A 17,199-nucleotide genomic window follows, 5' to 3' on the forward strand; every position below is an offset into this window, starting at 1 on the left:
ATAACGACGGCGCCTGCACCACCCCCGCTGCGCCACATTACGCGGGCCTGCGCCTATGCTTGGCTAGGAAACATCCCGGCCCGAAAGAAAGTGGGTTTCCGTGATCAACCCCGTGCACCTGCGCACCCTGCTGGAGGTGGTCCGGCGCGGTTCCTTTGCCGCCGCGGCCACGCAACTGGGGTACACGGCGTCGGCCGTTTCGCAGCAGATGTCCACGCTGGAGCGCGACAGCGGCGTCTCCCTGTTCACGCGCTCGGCCCGCAGCGTGCTGCCCACCGAGGCCGCCCTGGTCATGGCCCGGCATGCCACCAAGGTCCTGACCGACATTGACGCCCTGCTGGCTGCGAGCGCGCGCTCGGACGAGAGCGCCGGGCAGCCGCTGCGCCTTGGCATCTTTCCCTCCCTGGCCACGTATGTGCTGCCGAAGCTGCTGGGCGGCGCGGACTGGCCCGGGCTGGGCATCAACCTGCACGTCTCGGTGGGTGAGCCGCAACAGACCATTGGCGGGCTGCGCGCCGGCGGCGAGCTGGACGTGGCGCTCGTGTACCAGGTGGGGCAGTCTGGCCTGGCCTGGCCGCACTCGTTGAACCGGCAGTGGATTGGCGACGACAATTTCCGCGTGGTGCTGCCCAAGTCCTGGGGCATCCGTCCCGGCTCAGTGGTTGCCGCGGAGCAGCTCTCCGACATGCCGTGGATCATGCACCACCCCGGCACGAGCGACGCCGCCGTGATTGAGCGGCTCTTCGCCGCCTGCAACCTGCACCCCCGTGTTGCCGCCTACAGCGACGACTTCAATGCCAGCCTGAAACTGGCCAGCGTGGGGCTGGGCGCCGCCCTGGTGCCGGAACTGGCGCTGTCGGCGCGGCCGGACAACGTGGTGGTGCTGGATGTGCCCGACATCCGCCTGGCCCGGAACATCTTTGCCCTGCTCATCAACGAGAACCGCACCGCCCGCGTGGAGGTGTTCGTGGACAAGCTGGCCGGCATCCTGCAGGGGCTCACGAGCACCGGGACCGTGGACCCGGTGCCCTGAGCGCCCTGTTCGTTTGCCTCAGCCCTGGCGGAACTTCTTCGCCGGTGCCACAATGCGCCTGATGAGCTGATTCTTCACCCTGCCAAATGGCGGGTAGATGAAGGAGAGTGTGTCCGGGGCCAGCGACTTGTCCAGCACGGCCTTGTGGTGCGAGAAGGCGTCGATGGAATGCTCCCCGTGGTAGCGCCCCATGCCGCTCTCCCCCACCCCGCCAAAGGGCAGTCCCGGCACCGACAGGTGCGCCACGGGGACGCCAAAGTTCAGGGCGCCCGACGACGTCTGTTCCGTGAAGGCGCCGCGCACCCCCTGGTCTTCGCTGAAGACATACAGGGCCAGCGGCTTGTCCCGGCCGTTGATGAAGTCAATGGCCGCCGCGGCCGAGTCCACAGTGACCAGGGGCAGGACGGGGCCGAAGATCTCCCCCTCCATGAGCTGAGCCTGCGCATCGACGTGCAGCACTGTCGGTTCAATGTAGCGGGTCCCGGCATCGCTGCCGCCGCCGCTGACGAGGGATGAGCCGGCGTCGTGCTCCAGGTCCGCGGCCAGCAGCCCCGCAAGCCGGCCGAACGCGTCGTCGTTGATGATGCGCCCGTACGCCGGGCTCTGGGCCGGATCCTGCCCGTACAAATCCTCGATGGCCAGTGGCAGTTCCTTGGCGAGCTTGGCCAGGGCCGCATCCGTGCCGAGCACGTAGTCGGGGGCCACGCAGGTCTGGCCGGCATTCATGAACTTGCCCCAGGCGATCCGGCGGGCCGCGGCAATCATGTCAACGGTTTCGTCAATGTACACGGGCGACTTGCCGCCCAGTTCCAGCGTCACGGGCGTCAGGTGCTTGGCGGCGGCGGCCATGACGATGCGCCCCACGCGGCCGTTGCCGGTGTAGAAGATGTGGTCAAAGCGCTCTTCAAGCAGCGCAGTGGTCTCGGGCACCCCGCCCTCCACAATGCTTACGGCCCCGGCCAGGTATTCCGGGATCCAGCGGGCCAGGGCGGCCGAGCTCGCCGGGGCCAGTTCGCTGGGCTTGGCCACCACTGTATTCCCCGCGGCCAGCGCACCGATGACGGGGGCCAGCAGGAGCTGGATGGGGTAGTTCCAGGGCGCAATGACCAGCACCACGCCGAGCGGCTCGAGCACCGTCGTGGCCCGGGCCGGCTGGAGCGCGAGCGGCAACGCCGACTTGCGCGGTTTGAGCCACTGAGCCAGATTTGCCACGGTGTGGGTGATTTCCTGGGTCAGGAAGCCAATCTCGGTCAGCCAGGCCTCGGTGGGGTGCTTGCCGAGGTCGGCGGCGAGGGCGGCGGCAAAGTCGTCGCGGTGTTCAAGCAGCATCCGGTTCATGTCCTTGAGCCGGTCCAGGCGCCACGCAAGGGGCTTGCTGGCCCCGCTGTTGAACACTGCCCGGGCTGCCGCCACAGTTGCAGCAATGCCGTTTGTTGACATGGTGGTGGGGTCCTGGATGTCCAGGTGCTGTGCGCTCATGGCCCCAATCTACCCCCTAGTGTGCGGCGTGGTGTGGACGGTTGCGCCGCGGCTGGGGGTGCGGGCTACCTTGCGCGACGGGCATAGCGTTCGGCCGTCTTCTGGGCACGCGCGGCAGACCGGAAGTCAGATTCGGTGAAACCGAAGTTTGTGCAGGAACGCACCCAGGCGTAGGTCTGGGCCGCTGCCCCATGGTCACCGAGCCGGGTGAGGCACTCGGCCAGGGCGAACGCCGAGAGCCGGGCGCGCTGGCACAATTCAGGGTCCGGGTTGCCTGAAGCTATGTCCAGGATGCTGCGGTGCGCACTGGCCGCTTCCGGCAGCCGGTTCAGGTCATTCAGCAGTTGGGCCTTGTTCCGCAGCGCCTTGGTGCGCCGGAGCCGGCGTGACTGCGAATCGCCGCTGCTCGAGTGCACTGCGAGAACATGGTCGTAAGCTGCAATCGCCCCCTGGGCATCACCGAGATCGTCGATGAGGACCGCACGGTTGTACACGGCCTGTTGCCGGGTGGTCATGACGTCATCGTCAGTGGTGCTTGCGGCCACTGCATCGAGCGCCTCGTAGGCCGCGATGGCTGCCAGCGGGTCCCCCACCCGTCCCTGTGCAATGCCGAAGCGGAGGTAGGCCCGGGCGCGCATTCGCTCGGCCCGGAAGTCCAGCCGTTGCCGCACCACCATGCCCCGGCGGGCCACGTCGAGGAGTTCCACCCACTGCTGGGTGTCATTGAGGTGCCCGCCCCACATGTCCAGAGCCACCAGGCCAATGACTGCGATGTTCGGGTCGCTGCTGTCGTGGGCGGTGTGGGCCAGCTCGCGCCATATCTGCACAGCTTCTGCTGCACGTCCGGACGCATGGATGCCGTCTGCCTCGTGGAGTTGGCCACTCAGCACACGGTATTGCGCCTGCGCCTCGGAGCCGGGTGCTTTTTCCTCCGCGGCGGTCAGCGACAAGACGTTGAGGTTTTGCCTCGCGATCCGCACGGTGTCGGCAGTGTCGGCGTCGGCATCGCCCGCATGCCGGGCAATGAGTTCCTCAAGCACATGGATCGCCTGGTTGGTGGCTCCCCGCTCATGGGCGCGCACGGCCTGGTTCAGGCGCCGGCTGGCGTCGCGCCGGCGAATGCGCGGGTCCGCGTCATCGCCGAAGGCCTCGGCGAATCTGGCCTGCATGGCGTCGGCTTCCGACGGGGCCAGCTCCGGGTCGCGGCTTGCGGAAAAGAGCGCGTTCGCAGCCCACACCCGGACATCGAGATCGGGGTCCTGGCCAAATTCGGCCACCACGGAGTCAACGGCGCTGCTGGCCTGGGCGTAGTGCCCTGCCTCGCGCAGAAAGCGGCCCCTCCAGTAGTCGGCTTGAGCGAAGACGTGCCGCAAGTTGTTGGCGGGTGCGTTGGAAAACTTCGAACGCACCCCCGCCAATACAGACAATGCCTGCTCACGCTTGCCGAGGTCAGACAGGCGCAGTGCCCGGTCCACCAGCAGCCGGGCCATGGTTGCCGCCAGCTCGGGATCGGCTGCGGCGTCGGGAAAACGGTGTTCAAGCTCTTCCGAGAGGCGCACCGCCAGGGCCGGGTCCCGGCGGGGCGCCGAGGGCGATGTGGCACTTCCGGGGTCCGGGTATCCAAGAACCTCAACGATTTGGGCGGCCACCCTGAACCGTGCCACCGCCGTCCCGGAGTGCGCGTCATGGAGCGCAGCGGCGTCAGCGAGCTGGAGGATCTGCAGATCCGCGGCGGTGAGATCGGATACATCGCCTCCCCGGCCCAGGACGTGGGCGAGCACGGTTGCCCGTACCTGCGGGTCGGCGTTGGAACTGTAACGCTCGATCAGCCGCGCCCATTCGGCGGCGGCCATCTGCCCAGATTCCGCAGCGGGAATCCGGTCCAGCAGCCGTTCCAGGTGCCGGCAGCGCAACGTGGCATCCTGCCAATCATCCGCATAACCATCGTGGAGCGCGGCTGTGGCCTCGGCGAGCGCCTCCGCCGGGGCCGCTCCTGCATCAAGGGCCAGGTCCGCGAGACTGAGAGTCGCTGAATAGTAGAAACGCCGCGCCGGGGAACATTCGCTCCCTTCGCTGATCACTGCACGCAAAAGGTAGTCGACGTGGGACGCATCGTTGCCCTGCTCGATCCGCAACCGCGCCGCCGTGAACATGGCATTGATGCGGATGTGGCGCATACGGGTGTCGCCCTCAGCTGTCAGGCCCAGTGCCAACGACTCAAGTTCCACGGCGATGGAGGCGGCATCTTGGTTGAGCCATTCACGAATCATCTGCGCCGTCATGGCTGCTTCGGCGGCGGCCCGCCGCACGCCCAGGTGCTCCGAACCGTGCCCCCGTGCGGAAAATTCGCTGGCGCCGCGGAGTACGTCCACCAGCACCACCGGATCTGGGTCATCGTGCCCATGGATCCATTCGAACCGGCTCAATTCGGCCTCGGCACGTGCCGTGGCGGCTTCATCGCCGTCGAATGCCCCACACAACCGGTGCATCCGCTCCAGGTGCGCATCAATGGCCGCCTCCGGGAGCATCCCGACATCCAGGTCGATGAGGAGCCCCGTGGCTTTTGCGATGCCGACGGCCTCCTGGTCAGTGGCTGCGGGGCTGCATGCAAGGAGGAACCGTGTGAGCAACGCTTGCGCGTCCCCCTGGTCGCCTGCATCGATCAAGGCTTCGGCCGTGTCCACGACCTCCCCAATGGTGCTCCCGGACATATGACCTCTTCAGACTCGTGCCAGCTCTTTTCCACCGCTGAGCTTGAGCCTAGCAAGTGTGCAAACGCAAAAGGCGTTCCTTGCCTCCCAAAAGGGAAGGCAAGGAACGCCTTTGGTGTGGCTGGCTCTAGGGAGCAGCAGGCGGTTAGACCAGCTGTGCGCGGACTTCCTTCGTTGCGTTGACCAGGTTGCGCAGGGACTCTTCAGTCTCGGCGTAGCCGCGGGTCTTCAGGCCGCAGTCCGGGTTGACCCAGAGCTGGCGGGCCGGGACGTGCTTGACGGCGGTGCCCAGCAGTTCGGAGACCTCGGCCTGGCCGGGGACGCGGGGGCTGTGGATGTCGTACACGCCGGGGCCGACGCCGCGGCCAAAGCCGTGTGCTTCGAGGTCGTTGACAACGTCCATGCGTGAGCGGGCGGCCTCGATGGAGGTCACGTCGGCGTCCAGGCCGTCAATGGCGTCGATGATGACACCAAATTCGGAGTAGCACAGGTGGGTGTGGATCTGGGTGCCGTCCACTGCACCGGCGGTGGAGAGGCGGAAGGAGTTGACGGACCAGTCAAGGTAGGCGGCCTGGTCGGCCTTGCGCAGGGGCAGCAGCTCGCGCAGGGCGGGCTCGTCCACCTGGATGATCTGGATGCCGGCGGCTTCCAGGTCTGCGATCTCGTCGCGCAGGGCCAGGCCCACCTGGTTGGCGGTGTCGCCCAGGGGCTGGTCGTCGCGCACAAAGCTCCAGGCCAGGATGGTGACGGGGCCCGTGAGCATGCCCTTCATGGGCTTGTTGGTCAGTGACTGTGCGTATTCGGCCCACTCAACCGTGATGGCCTTTTCGCGCGTCACGTCTCCCCAGAGGATGGAGGGGCGGGTGCAGCGGCTGCCGTAGGACTGGACCCAGCCGTGGACGGTGACGTCGAAGCCTTCCAGGTTCTCGGCGAAGTACTGGACCATGTCGTTGCGCTCGGGCTCGCCGTGCACCAGGACGTCGAAGTCGAGCTCTTCCTGCAGGTCCACAACGCGCTTGATCTCATCCTTCATGAGCTGGCCGTATTCCTCGCCCGTGATGGCGCCCTTGTTGGCGCGGGCACGGGCACTGCGGATTTCGCTGGTCTGCGGGAAGGAGCCGATGGTGGTGGTGGGCAGCGGCGGCAGGTCAAGTGCTGCTTCCTGTGCGGCTTCACGGACCGAGTATTCGGAGCGGTTGAAGTCGGCGGGGGTCAGGGCGGCCAGGCGGTCGCGGACCTCGGGGCGCTTGACGCCGGGGGCCACGGCGCGGGAGGCGATGATGGCTGACGCTTCGGCAATGGCTGCAGCGGACGACGCCGGGTCCACCAGGTGGGCGGCCAGCGTCACCACTTCGGTGGCCTTCTGGTCGGCAAACGCCAACCAGCTGCGCAGTTCCTCGGACAGCTGGGTTTCCTCGGTGACGTCGTGCGGGACGTGCTGGGTGGAGGTGGAGGTGGAGACGGTGACCGTCAGGCCTGCTGCCGTGAGGACATCGAGGCGGGCGGCGGACTCGGCCAGGTCGTTGCGCCAGATGTTGTGGCCGTCGACCACGCCGGCAACCACTGTCTTGCCGGCCAGCAGGGCCAGCTCATCGGCGGACGGCACGGCACCCTTGAAGGCGTCAATGTGCAGGGCCTCGATGGGGGCGGCAGCCAGGGTGGGCAGCAATTCGGCGAGGGCGCCGAACGGGGTGGAAACCAGGATGGCGGGGCGGCCGGCGGCTGCGCCGAGGACCTCGTAGGAGCGGGCCACGGCGGCCTGGATCTCGGCGAGCGGCACGTCCTGGTCGGCAACCAGGGCCGGCTCGTCCAGCTGGACCCAGCTGGCGCCGGCGGCACCGAGGCGGGTGAGCAGTTCGGCGTAGACCGGGAGCACATCCTCAAGGCGGGACAGCGGCGAGAAACCGGCCGGGGCGTCGTCGGAGGCCTTGCTCAGCAGCAGGTAGGTCACGGGGCCCACCAGGTACGGGCGGGTCTCAAAGCCGTTGGCCAGGGCGTATTCGAACTGCTCCACGATGCGGTTGGAGGTGACGGAGAAGTTGGTCTCGGGGCCAATTTCCGGCACCAGGTAGTGGTAGTTGGTGTCGAACCACTTGGTCATTTCCAGGGGCTGCTGGTCTTCCGTGCCGCGGGCCAGGGTGAAGTAGGCGTTGATGTCCAGCTGGCCGGCTTCGTTGCGCAGCTCGCCGAAGCGGGCCGGGACGGCGCCAATGTGGGTTGTGGCGTCCAGCACCTGGTCGTAGTAGGAGAAGGTGCCGGGGATTGCGGCGGCTTCCTTCAGGCCCAGCTCGGCCAGGCGGGCCGCGGTGCCCAGCTGGATTTCCTTGGCTGCGGCGTCCAGCTCAACGGCGTCGATCTTGCCGGCCCAGAAGGCTTCGATGGCCTTCTTGAGTTCGCGGCGGCGGCCGATGCGGGGGTAGCCCAGCAGGGAGGCGGAGGGGAACACGGGTGCGTTTGTCATGGGAATTCCTTAGTTATTGTGAAGCAAAATGTGTGAAGTTGGTGGGGTTCGCGGCTAGGCCCGAACCAGGCGCTGCGGGGCCGTGCGCGGTGCCGGGCGCAGCAGTTGGAGCTTGTCCAGGACCTCGAGCGCGGCACCGTGCTCGTTGAACGTGTACAGGTGGATGCCGGGTGCCCCAGCATCCAGGGCGGCGCGGGCCAGGTCCACCGTGGCGGCCACCCCGATCCGCCGGCTTTGGCCGGCGTCGTCGGCCCGGCCCAGCGCGTCCAGCAGTGCCGGGGCGGGTTCGACGCCGGTCAAGTCGCCCAGGCGCTGCACGCGGCGCAGGCTGGTCAACGGCATGACGCCGGGAATGATGGGGATGCTGACCCCGGCCCGGCGTGCCCGGGTGACGAGGTCCTTGTACTGGTCGGCGTGGAAGAACACCTGCGTGATGGCGAAGTCGGCGCCGGAGCGCTGCTTGGCCAGCAGCACCTCAACGTCATGCTCCACGGACGGGGATTCGGGGTGGCGGGCCGGGTAGGCCGCAACCCCGATGGCCACCTTGCCGGCGCACAGCAGGGCCGAGCGGCGCTGCTCCACGCGGCGGATGAGTTCAATCAGGTCCTGGGCGTAGCCAAGGGAGCCTGCCCGGGGCTGGGAGGAGGCGTCCTTGGGCAGGTCGCCGCGGAGGGCGAGGATGCCGCGGACGCCGTGGTCCAGCAGTTCGGAGATGATCTCTGCCAGTTCATCGGCCGTGTTGCCCACGCAGGTCAGGTGTGCCAGGGGGCGCAGCGAGGTTTCGGTCAGCAGGCGGTTGAGCAGCTCAACGGCGGTGTCGCGGTTGCTGCCGTTGGCGCCGTAGGTGACTGCGACGTAGTCCGGGTTGGTTGTTTCCAGTTCCCGGATGGTGTCCCACAGCGTGGCTTCAGCGGCTTCGTTCCTGGGCGGGAACAGTTCGTAGGAGAGGGCTATGGGCGCCGTTTGTGTCGACGGCACCGATGCCTGGATGAGGCTCGGAGGAGACATTTGCTTGGTCCTTGAGGATGGTTCGCCCGTTGCCGCCATTGCTTCTAGAAAGCGGTGGCACCGTGCAATGTGTCGAGAAAGGGGGGCGGGGCGCCACTGTGCACGGCTCATGGAGCTGCAAGTGCGCGTGGATCCGCCAGCAAATGTCAGGCCCACATGGGGGCACCCACACCCCCGGTCCAACCGGGGGTCGCTGACACACGTTGAGGAACTAACGTAGTCACAATATTAGGCAGGGGAATTGCGTCTCAGCAAATCGGCAATCGAATTACGTCGCAACTTTACGTATTATTTCCGCCATTGCGTTCGGCCGGACCCGGAATGCGGGCACCTGGGCCGAATTTAATGCAAGGTTTTGTGTCGGCGCCTTGCGGGCTACCAGGGCTTGGCGTATTGTTCCGGTTCTTCGTCGGACAGCGCTTCCTTGAGCTTTTGGCCCTGGCTGCGCTCCTTCTGCGCCTGCTGGCCCTGCTGTTCCAGTTGTTTGAGCTTGTCCGCCGGCGGCTCCGGCGCATCCGTTCCGCCGTCGCCGTCGGAGGGCTGCTGCTGGCCGCCGTCGCCGTCGCCCTTTTGCTTTTGGGCCAGCCGCTCCCCCGCCTGCTTGAGTGATTCGCCCTCACCGTCGCTGTTGTTGGGGCTGTTGGTTGCGAAACAGTCGCGGGGGGCCGCGGCCACGAGCCCGCTGCCCTCGGCGTAGAGCTTGGCGGCCGACGCCGTGTCGCCGCCCTGTTCCTTGGCCGCGCCGAGCTTTTCCACGCTGAGCACCAGGTTCACCCGCACCCTGCACGATTCATCGAAAGGTGCGAGCTCCAGGGCGGCGGTGAACTCGTCCCGGGCCTTGTCGAAGTCGCCCTGCAGCACATGCCCGTCGCCCAGGGCGAAGTGCGCCTTGTACCGCTCCACCAGGTTGAGCGTACCCATGGCCTGCCCGGCCTTCACGGTGCCGGCCGCATTGCCGCCGGCAAAGGAGTCAGCAGCCTGGCCGGCGGCAATGGGCAGGCTCAGCAGCTTCACTGCCAGGACGGCCGCGGCCAGGAGTCCGGGCGCAGAGAGCAGCAGTAGCCGCCGGCGGCGGCGCAGCCGCGCCGGCAGCACAGCCTTGGCAGCCGGGCCGGTGCCCGGTGACTGCACGTTTACGGTGTCGATGCTCATGCGGCTCCCCTGTCGTTCCGGCGCCATCGGCTGCCCGCAGCACGCCCACTCGGTGCCGCAGGGGCTTGCATGTCACGCCGGAGCATGGTCAGCGAGCCCAGTTCCCACAGGGCCACGCCGAAGGCCGCCAGGGCCAGGACCCAGTAGAGTTCCCACCGCCCGGCCCCGGCCCGTGCGTCCGTTCCGGACGGATGGCTCGATGCCTTGGGCGCGGAATCTGCCAGGACAGGGCCCAGGCTGCCGGGCGCCTCCCGGTGCACATAGGGCACCTTGAACTGGCCGGCCACGTTGCGCAGCGCCTTTTCGTCAATGGTTGAAACGGCCGGCGTGAAGCCGGCGTTCTTGTCGGCAATCCATGGCCCGGGCTTGTCGCTGCCAAAGGAGTGGTCGCGCATCTTGCCGCCGGCTGCGGTGCCGTAGCCCAGCACCGCCCCGCCGTCCACCAGGGCCGGCGAGTCCTTGAAGGGTGACGGGGCGGTGGCCGCCGTCTGTTCGCCGTCGCCGAGGTAGTACACCAGCCGGGGCCTTTCGGGGTGGGCCTGCTGTGCCGCGGCCAGACGCCCGGCCAGCACGGAATCGGCCACGCTGATGCTGCTGCCCTTGGAGTTGTAGGCCGGGCGCGGGGCCATGACCTCTGTGAGTGTCCGCAGTGCCGTGGCGTCGCTGGTCAGGGGCAGCACCGCCGCGGCGCTGCTGTCGAAGGTGATGAGGCAGAAACGGGCGCCGGCAAACTCCTCGGCAAGGGCCATGATGTCGGCCTTCATCCCGTCCAGCCGGGGCGAGCTGCCGTTGTAGTCCTCGGCGGCCGAACTGGGCGTGGTGTCCACCACGAAGAAGACGTTCAGTTCGGTGTTGGCCACGGGGGCCGGGGCGCCGCCAAGACCCGGGCGTGCGGCGGCCAGCACCACAAGCAGCACCAGGGCGGCGTAGCGCCACCTGGCCGCGGTGCGGGCCTTGAACAGCAGCCACGAGGCGCCGGCGGCCAGGAGCACAGCGAGGGGCCAGAAAAGCCATGGCGCAATAATGGGCAGGAACGTCATCGCCGCAGCCTCCAACCGGCCACTCCCAGCACCGCCAGGGCCAACAGGGCAATGCCGAGCGGCCACGCCGGGTGGTCAAGCACGGTTTTCTGCGGGGCTCCCAGCAGCCGGGAAGCCTCGGTGGACTGGACCTTGGCAACTATCGATCCCACGGCCGCCTCCGATTCCAGGGCGTAGTACGCCCCTCCCGTGCTGTTGCTGGCGTCCTTGAGCCCCTTGGCTGCGGCCCCGAACAGGGAGGAGGAGCCATAGTCGTTCGGGTTCAGTGTGTACACGCGCACGCCCTGCTTCTTGGCCAGGGCGGCGGCCTCGGCCAACGTGAAGATGGGACGCCCTGCCAGCATGTTGTCGGAGGCAAACACGATGGAGCGGGAGCGTTCCGTCTCCCCCGTGGAGGGGAAGCCGTTGGCGCAGCTGGCCAGCCCGTCGCCAATGAGCGAGGAGCCGGGGGATTCATAGGTGCCGGCAAAGAATTCGTAGCCCTCCGCCGCGCCGCCCAGGGCCTTGCCGGCCGTGGCCAGCTCCGCGGAGACAAACTCGTAGTCGTCCGTGAGCGGGAAAACCGTCACGGCGCTGGAGTCGAAGATGACCATGCCAATGCGTTCCCCCTTGAAGTTGCCCACCAGCTTGGCGAACACATCCACGATGGCCTGGTCGGTGTCGAGCATGGAGCCTGAGACGTCAAGGCAGAGCATGATGTCCCGGTTGACGTGCTCCGGGCTGCTGGTGGTTTCGGTGCTGGGGCGTGCGGCTGCCGCGGCAAGCGAGAGTCCAAGGGCTGCCGTGGCTGCGAGCGCAGCGGCCAGCCAGGTGCGGCGCCGGGCCACGGCTGCCCGGTACCCGGGGAGGGCCGTGAGGCGGTCGGCGTGCGCCACGGGTGTGCGTGCGCCGGCGGGGATGCGCCGCCGCCACAGGATCACGGCCACGGCCGCCATGGCGGCAAGGGCCGCAGGAAGCAGCCACCATTGCGTCAACGCCACGAGGCCACCACGTTCCTGGCCGCAACCGCAGCATCACCCACGGCGGGTGTGCCGCCGTGGGCGGAAAACTCGCCCGGATAGAAAAGCTCGACGGCGTCACCCACCAGCGGGAGGCCGTGGCCGCGCAGCTGGGCCAGGGTCATGCGCTGGGTGTTCAGGCCCGTCATTTCGTGGGCGAAGGTGCGCACGGCGAGGCTCAGCGCCAGGAGGGCCTCGCGCCCGGCCAGCGCCCCGGCGTCGTGCTGGTTTTCAATGGAGGCAATCAGCTCCAGGTAGCGGCGCCGGACGGACTCGGGGTTTCGGGGTGCCACAAAGCCGGGCACGGCGGCGGCGGCCGTGGCCCGGGTGCTGGTCCACACCCAGGCCAGCCAGCCCAGGCAGAGCAGCAGCAGGGCGGCGCCGGCCAGCGGCCACCAGGGCGAATAGGCCACGGGGGCGTAGAAAGTTCCTTCAGCGGGCACGGCGGTGCCTTTCCAGCAGGGCGAAGACCTTGCCCACCACGTCGTGCGTTGATGCGAGCGTGGTGGAGGCAATGCCGAGGGATGCCAGCAGCGCCTCGATCCCCCGCGTGCGCTCCTCGACGGCGGCGGCATAGCTGGCGGCCAGTTCCGGGTCCTGGGCGAGCAGCAGGTGCACGGTGTCCAGTTCGGCGGCACCGACCCCTGTGCCGTGCACGGCGCCGGGCCCGGCCAGGGCGGCGTCGGCCACCTGGACCCAGAGGATTTCGTGCTGGGCCGCAAGCCGGCGCAGCACCGTGGCCAGGCGCGCGTCGGCGGCGACGTCGTCGGCCAGCACCACCAGGAGCGTGCGTTGGCGGGTGTGCAGGGCTACGTGCTCCAGGCGGGCGCACAGCTCGCTGGGTCCGCGGTCCAAATCCACTGCGTCCATGCAGCGCAGGAGCCGCTCCAGGTGGCCTTCGGTGCCCTTGGCCGGCAGTGACTCGGAGCGGTCCCCGTGGCCGTGGACCAGTGCCACGGAATCCCCGTGGCCCACGGCCAGCGAGCCAATGATCCCCATGGCCATGACGGCAATGTCCTTCTTGGGTTCCCCGCCCAGGGCGGCCGCTGCCATGTTGCGGCCGGTGTCGGCCACAAACAGGACCTGCTGGCGGCGGATGGCAACGTAGCGCTTGATGAGCGGCGCACCCGTGCGGGCCGTGGCCTTCCAGTCAATGTCCCGGACGTCATCGCCCGGGACGTAGGCGCGCAGGTCCTCGAAGTCCAGGCTGCGGCCGCGGAAGATGGAGGCATACTCGCCCTCCAGCAGGCCCCGGGCCCTGCGGTGGGCAAAGATGTACATCTTTGACTTCACCGCCAGAAGCAGGCTTGCCACGGCGGCCTAGGGTGTCTGGACGGAGTCGAGGACGGCGGCAATGACGGACTCCACCTTGATGTTCTCCGCCACCGCTTCAAAGCCCAGGATGATCCGGTGCCGCAGCACACGCTCGGCGAGGGCCTTGATGTCCTCGGGGATGACATGGCCGCGGCCCTGCAACAGGGCCAGTGCGCGGGCGGCCTGGGTGAAGGCGATGCTGGCGCGCGGGCTGGCCCCAAATTCAATGAGCCGGGCCAGTTTGGGGTCGATGTAGGCACTCGCGTGGCGGGTGACGTACACCAGGCCAACGATGTAGTGCACCAGGGACTCATCCAGGTACACCTTGCGGGCCGTGGCCTGCAGTTCACGGACATCGTCCAGGCTGGCCACGGGCGGCGGGGTGGATTCGGGCCGGTACACGCCGGCATCCAGTCGGCGGATCACCTCGGCCTCCTCGAGCGGGCTGGGGTAGTCCAGCACGTCCTTGAGCATGAAGCGGTCCATCTGCGCCTCGGGCAGCTGGTAGGTGCCCTCCTGCTCGATCGGGTTTTGGGTGGCCATGACCATAAAGGGCGACGGGAGCGGGTGCACCTCGCCGCCAATGGTGGTCTGGCGTTCCTGCATGGCCTCCAGCATGGCCGACTGGGTCTTGGCGCTGGAGCGGTTGATCTCATCGAGCAGCACAATGTTGGCATGCACGGGACCCAGCTGGGTCACGAAGCTGGCCTTGGCGGCGTCGTAGATCTGGGTGCCCACAATGTCGCTGGGCAGCAGGTCCGGTGTGCACTGGATGCGGTGGAAGCGGGCGCTGATGGAATCGGCCAGGGTCTGGGCGGCCGTGGTCTTGGCCAGGCCGGGAACGGATTCCAGGAGCACGTGCCCGCCCGTCAGCAGCGAGATCAGCAGTGTCTCGCGCAGCCGAGCCTGCCCCACCACTTTCGCCTCGAAACTGCCGGCAATGGCGTCGGCCACCTGCTGCGCCCTGGCCAGTTCGTCCGGCGTGATGTGGGCGCTTGCGGTGGTGGGTAGCACGTGTGCGGGCCTTCCGGGGAAAGGGTAGGGGATGTATTCCAAGCTACCAGCCTCGTCACCGGCCGCCGCGGGCGCAATGGGCAGATGTTCCCTTGGGCCCTGTGCGTGGCGCGGTGCGCGGGCTACAGTAGGGCCATGAACCAGTTGCCAGCCGCGTATGAAGCGTACCTGCAGGGCAAGAGCGAGGACTTTGTGGCCACTGTCCTGCCCGTCCTGCAGCAATCGGTCGCCGAGAAGACCCACGGCGTCCATGTGGTCATCAATCCCCATGTGGTCCAGGCCCACACGGACCCGGACATCCCGTTCGGTGAGATCCGCGAGGGAGTGGACTGAGGGCTGCGCGCCCGGTCCCCCGGGCGCCGGCCCGGCGGGACTAGTGTTTTGAGTCCAGGAGCAGCTGCGCCGCGTTCGGGCTGAACGTCTTCTCCATGACCAGGCAGGCGGCGCCGAAGGCTTCCTCGCCCGAGTTGACCACGGTTCCGGCCACATCCACCGAGTGGACGCTGCTGGTGACGCTCAGCCGTTCCAGCAGTGGCGGAATTTGCGCAAGGTGCGTCGGTGCCAGGGCCGGCCAGAACGGGCCGCCAAACACCACGCGGCTCACATCCAGCAGGTTGGTCAGCACGGAGACGGCCCCTGCCATGCGGCGGGCGGACTGCGCCAGGATGGCCGCGGCAGCCTCGTTGCCGTCGGCGGCGGCTTCGGCCAGGGCCGTCATGTCGTCCATGAGCTGGGTTGTGGACGCCGGGTCCACGGGCGGCAGCACGCCGGCCTCGCGTGCGGCGGCGGCCAGGGTTTCGGGCATGCTGGTGACCTTGACGCAGCCGCGGCGCCCGCAGTCGCACTCGGGCCCGTCGGGGTCGGTGATGATGTGCCCGATCTCCCCCACATTCCCGGAGGCACCGCGCACCACGGTGTCGTTGAGCACCAGGCCGGCACCAATGCCGGTTCCCACGTACACGTAGACAAAGTCGCTGGTGTCGCAGGCAGGCCCCGCCCACAGCTCGGCCACGGCCGACGCCGTCACGTCCTTGTCCATGACCACGGGCAGGCCGGTGGTTTCCATGAGGATGTCGCGCAGGGGCACGCGCGTCCAACCGGTCATGTGGGGCGGATCCACCACTGTGCCGCTGGCGGCGTCAACGGGGCCCGGCGTTGCCACGCCAACCCCGGCGATCCTGTGCTCCTCGATGCCCGAGGCGTCGATCATGGCCCGGATCCGGGCGCCCATGGCTGCCACGGCAACCGCCGGTGCGCTGTCCAGGTCGGTCGGTTCCACCACGGATTCCAGCACGGTGCCCACGGCGTCCAGCAGCGCGTAGTTGGTCAGGGCCGGGTCAATGTGCACGCCCACGGCATACATGCCGCGCGGGTTCAGCCGCAGGATGGTGCGCGGCTTGCCCGGGCCGGAGGTTTCCTTGCCGGCCTCAACGATCAGGCCGGAGTCCAGGAGGCGGCGGCAGATGTTGGAAACAGTTTGTGCGGCCAGCCCGGCGGAGGCGGCCAGCTCAACGCGGCTCAGGCCCTCCTCGGAACGGCGGATGGAATCCAGGATGACGGCTTGGTTGAAGTCGCCCATCTTGGGAAGATTTGTGCCGCGGCGCCGCTGGGGCACAGCAATCTCGGGAGCACCCAAAACCATATTCTCCTTGACGAAAAGTCCTTGACATTCAATGCAGCCAGTGACGCCGGCTTCCCATCCCCAGCTGACAGATTACCCCGCCGCGGGCCCGTGTGCGTGCACGCCACGGCGCAGGGCCGGCCCGGGTCGGCGCCGGGCCCCCTAGAGGGCCTTGGTGGACACCGTCACGGTGAACTTGCTGTTGCGCCCGGCCACGCGTGTGGGCCCCACCACGGATTCCAGGGCGCCCCGGTAGTCCAGGTGGCGGTTGTACACGCACCACAGCTCCCCGCCGGGGGCCAGCACGCGGGCCGCCGCGGCAAACAGCTTGTGGGCAATGCCTGCATGGACCGTGGCGCCCACATGGAACGGCGGGTTCAGCACGATCAATTCCGCCGATGCCCCGGCAAAGCCGGCCAGGGCATCATCGCGCACCGCCTCGATGCGCTCCGCAAGGCCGTTGGCCTGTGCCGTGGCGGCCGTTGAGGCCACGGCCGCCGCCGACTGGTCAGTGGCCGTGACGTGCAGCGCCGGCCGTACCTTGGCGAGGGCGGCGGCAATGGTGCCGTTGCCGCAGCCAAGGTCAATGGCCGTTGCCGCGCCGGGCCGCATTTCCGGCAGGAATTCCAGCAGGAAGCGGGTGCCCACATCAACCTTGGTGCCGCCAAACGTTGCCCCGTGAGCGCACAGCCACAGGTCCAGCTCGGGGTGGTGTTCCTTTTTGGGAAAGCCCGACGCCGGGTCCCCCTGCAGCGGTGACGTCGCCTTGAGCGGGCGGGACTTGCGCCACGCACGGCCCGGGACAACGCTGGCAAAGTGTTCGGCGAGGACCTTGTTCATGGCCAGCGCCATGTGCTTGACCCGCCCGCCGGCAAAGACCTGGACATTCGGGGAGGCGTGGGAGGCGATGAGCCCGGCCACCTCGGCAATTTCCTCCAGGCCGCGTGGCAGCTGCCACAGGACCACCTCGGCCCCGGCAAAGAGTTCCGGCACCAGCGGCATTGAGGTAAAGGCTTCGCCGAGGCCTGCCCGTTCGGCATTCGCGGCCAGGGCCCGTTCCCCGGACAGCCCGTCCTGGTGCACGCGCAGCCCGGCCAGGCCGTGCAGGCTTGCGGCTCCGAGAGTGAGGGCACCGTACCGGTCCCCCACCACGGCCACTTTTCCCGGGCCTGCGGCGGAGAGTGCCGCGGCGGCTTCCTGGAGGATCAGCTCGTCCGTGGCGTCGTGGGCAAAGAGGTTCTCCGCCTCGATGTCCGGGTGCCTGCGCAAAAGTCCAAAATCAAAGGTGTTCCCTGCCGCCGCTGCGGCGTCCATGCTGCTGTTTTGCTCCACCTGGCAACTCTACCGTGGGGCTTTTTGCCCGGGGCT

General features: G+C 68.2%; 14 protein-coding genes. 2 read left to right on the top strand and 12 right to left on the bottom strand.

Annotated elements, in window-relative coordinates; genetic code table 11:
* Positions 1–100: 100 nt before the first annotated feature.
* Positions 101–1,033, top strand: a complete 933-nt coding sequence (locus PCK14_RS02735) for a LysR family transcriptional regulator (protein ID WP_269936913.1) — start codon at positions 101–103, stop codon at positions 1,031–1,033.
* Between the two features lie 18 nt (positions 1,034–1,051).
* Here PCK14_RS02735 and PCK14_RS02740 read toward each other — a convergent pair whose 3' ends face one another.
* The 10 genes from PCK14_RS02740 to PCK14_RS02785 form a co-directional block, all read right to left on the bottom strand.
* Positions 1,052–2,512, bottom strand: a complete 1,461-nt coding sequence (locus PCK14_RS02740) for an aldehyde dehydrogenase family protein (protein WP_333474338.1) — start codon at positions 2,510–2,512, stop codon at positions 1,052–1,054.
* A gap of 65 nt (positions 2,513–2,577) precedes the next feature.
* On the bottom strand, positions 2,578–5,196 hold the full coding sequence (locus PCK14_RS02745) for a hypothetical protein (protein ID WP_269936914.1): 2,619 nt from the start codon (positions 5,194–5,196) through the stop codon (positions 2,578–2,580).
* Between the two features lie 172 nt (positions 5,197–5,368).
* Entirely contained in the window at positions 5,369–7,684 is a 2,316-nt protein-coding gene (metE, locus tag PCK14_RS02750; RefSeq protein ID WP_269936915.1) for a 5-methyltetrahydropteroyltriglutamate--homocysteine S-methyltransferase, read from the bottom strand.
* A 54-nt stretch (positions 7,685–7,738) separates the two neighbouring features.
* Positions 7,739–8,692: a methylenetetrahydrofolate reductase gene (locus PCK14_RS02755; protein ID WP_269936916.1), complete on the bottom strand. Its 954-nt coding sequence runs from the start codon at positions 8,690–8,692 to the stop codon at positions 7,739–7,741.
* Between the two features lie 375 nt (positions 8,693–9,067).
* On the bottom strand, positions 9,068–9,844 hold the full coding sequence (locus PCK14_RS02760; protein WP_269936917.1) for a tetratricopeptide repeat protein: 777 nt from the start codon (positions 9,842–9,844) through the stop codon (positions 9,068–9,070).
* Positions 9,841–10,884: a VWA domain-containing protein gene (locus PCK14_RS02765; protein WP_269936918.1), complete on the bottom strand. Its 1,044-nt coding sequence runs from the start codon at positions 10,882–10,884 to the stop codon at positions 9,841–9,843. Before PCK14_RS02765 ends, PCK14_RS02760 begins: the two co-directional genes overlap by 4 nt.
* The gene (locus tag PCK14_RS02770; protein WP_269936919.1) at positions 10,881–11,864 is read right to left on the bottom strand and encodes a VWA domain-containing protein; all 984 of its coding nucleotides are present in this window, start codon (positions 11,862–11,864) and stop codon (positions 10,881–10,883) included. Before PCK14_RS02770 ends, PCK14_RS02765 begins: the two co-directional genes overlap by 4 nt.
* Entirely contained in the window at positions 11,855–12,325 is a 471-nt protein-coding gene (locus tag PCK14_RS02775; protein ID WP_269936920.1) for a hypothetical protein, read from the bottom strand. Before PCK14_RS02775 ends, PCK14_RS02770 begins: the two co-directional genes overlap by 10 nt.
* Positions 12,315–13,196, bottom strand: coding sequence for a DUF58 domain-containing protein (locus PCK14_RS02780; RefSeq protein ID WP_269936921.1), 882 nt, complete (start codon positions 13,194–13,196; stop codon positions 12,315–12,317). Before PCK14_RS02780 ends, PCK14_RS02775 begins: the two co-directional genes overlap by 11 nt.
* Positions 13,197–13,202: 6 nt before the next feature.
* On the bottom strand, positions 13,203–14,210 hold the full coding sequence (locus PCK14_RS02785) for an AAA family ATPase (RefSeq protein ID WP_269936922.1): 1,008 nt from the start codon (positions 14,208–14,210) through the stop codon (positions 13,203–13,205).
* A gap of 135 nt (positions 14,211–14,345) precedes the next feature.
* Here PCK14_RS02785 and PCK14_RS02790 point away from each other — a divergent pair, with 135 nt between their 5' ends.
* Positions 14,346–14,543: a hypothetical protein gene (locus PCK14_RS02790; protein ID WP_269936923.1), complete on the top strand. Its 198-nt coding sequence runs from the start codon at positions 14,346–14,348 to the stop codon at positions 14,541–14,543.
* Positions 14,544–14,583: 40 nt separating this feature from the next.
* On the opposite strand, the gene PCK14_RS02795 is transcribed toward PCK14_RS02790, so the two are convergent.
* Positions 14,584–15,852 (bottom strand): ROK family transcriptional regulator, encoded by a 1,269-nt coding sequence (locus PCK14_RS02795; RefSeq protein WP_269936924.1) that lies wholly within the window; start codon positions 15,850–15,852, stop codon positions 14,584–14,586.
* Positions 15,853–15,993: 141 nt separating this feature from the next.
* Positions 15,994–17,163, bottom strand: a complete 1,170-nt coding sequence (locus PCK14_RS02800) for a class I SAM-dependent methyltransferase (protein ID WP_333474339.1) — start codon at positions 17,161–17,163, stop codon at positions 15,994–15,996.
* Positions 17,164–17,199: the final 36 nt, after the last annotated feature.

This window comes from Arthrobacter sp. HY1533 (assembly GCF_027568515.1).
GTDB lineage: Bacteria > Actinomycetota > Actinomycetes > Actinomycetales > Micrococcaceae > Specibacter.

What these genes read in the sequence shown, in the direction of transcription:
- PCK14_RS02740 (WP_333474338.1), bottom strand. Translation starts at nt 2,512, where the DNA reads ATGAGCGCACAGCACCTGGACATCCAGGACCCCACCACCATGTCAACA.
- PCK14_RS02790 (WP_269936923.1), top strand. Translation starts at nt 14,346, where the DNA reads ATGAACCAGTTGCCAGCCGCGTATGAAGCGTACCTGCAGGGCAAGAGC.
- PCK14_RS02765 (WP_269936918.1), bottom strand. Translation starts at nt 10,884, where the DNA reads ATGACGTTCCTGCCCATTATTGCGCCATGGCTTTTCTGGCCCCTCGCT.
- PCK14_RS02755 (WP_269936916.1), bottom strand. Translation starts at nt 8,692, where the DNA reads ATGTCTCCTCCGAGCCTCATCCAGGCATCGGTGCCGTCGACACAAACG.
- metE (WP_269936915.1), bottom strand. Translation starts at nt 7,684, where the DNA reads ATGACAAACGCACCCGTGTTCCCCTCCGCCTCCCTGCTGGGCTACCCC.
- PCK14_RS02795 (WP_269936924.1), bottom strand. Translation starts at nt 15,852, where the DNA reads ATGGTTTTGGGTGCTCCCGAGATTGCTGTGCCCCAGCGGCGCCGCGGC.
- PCK14_RS02760 (WP_269936917.1), bottom strand. Translation starts at nt 9,844, where the DNA reads ATGAGCATCGACACCGTAAACGTGCAGTCACCGGGCACCGGCCCGGCT.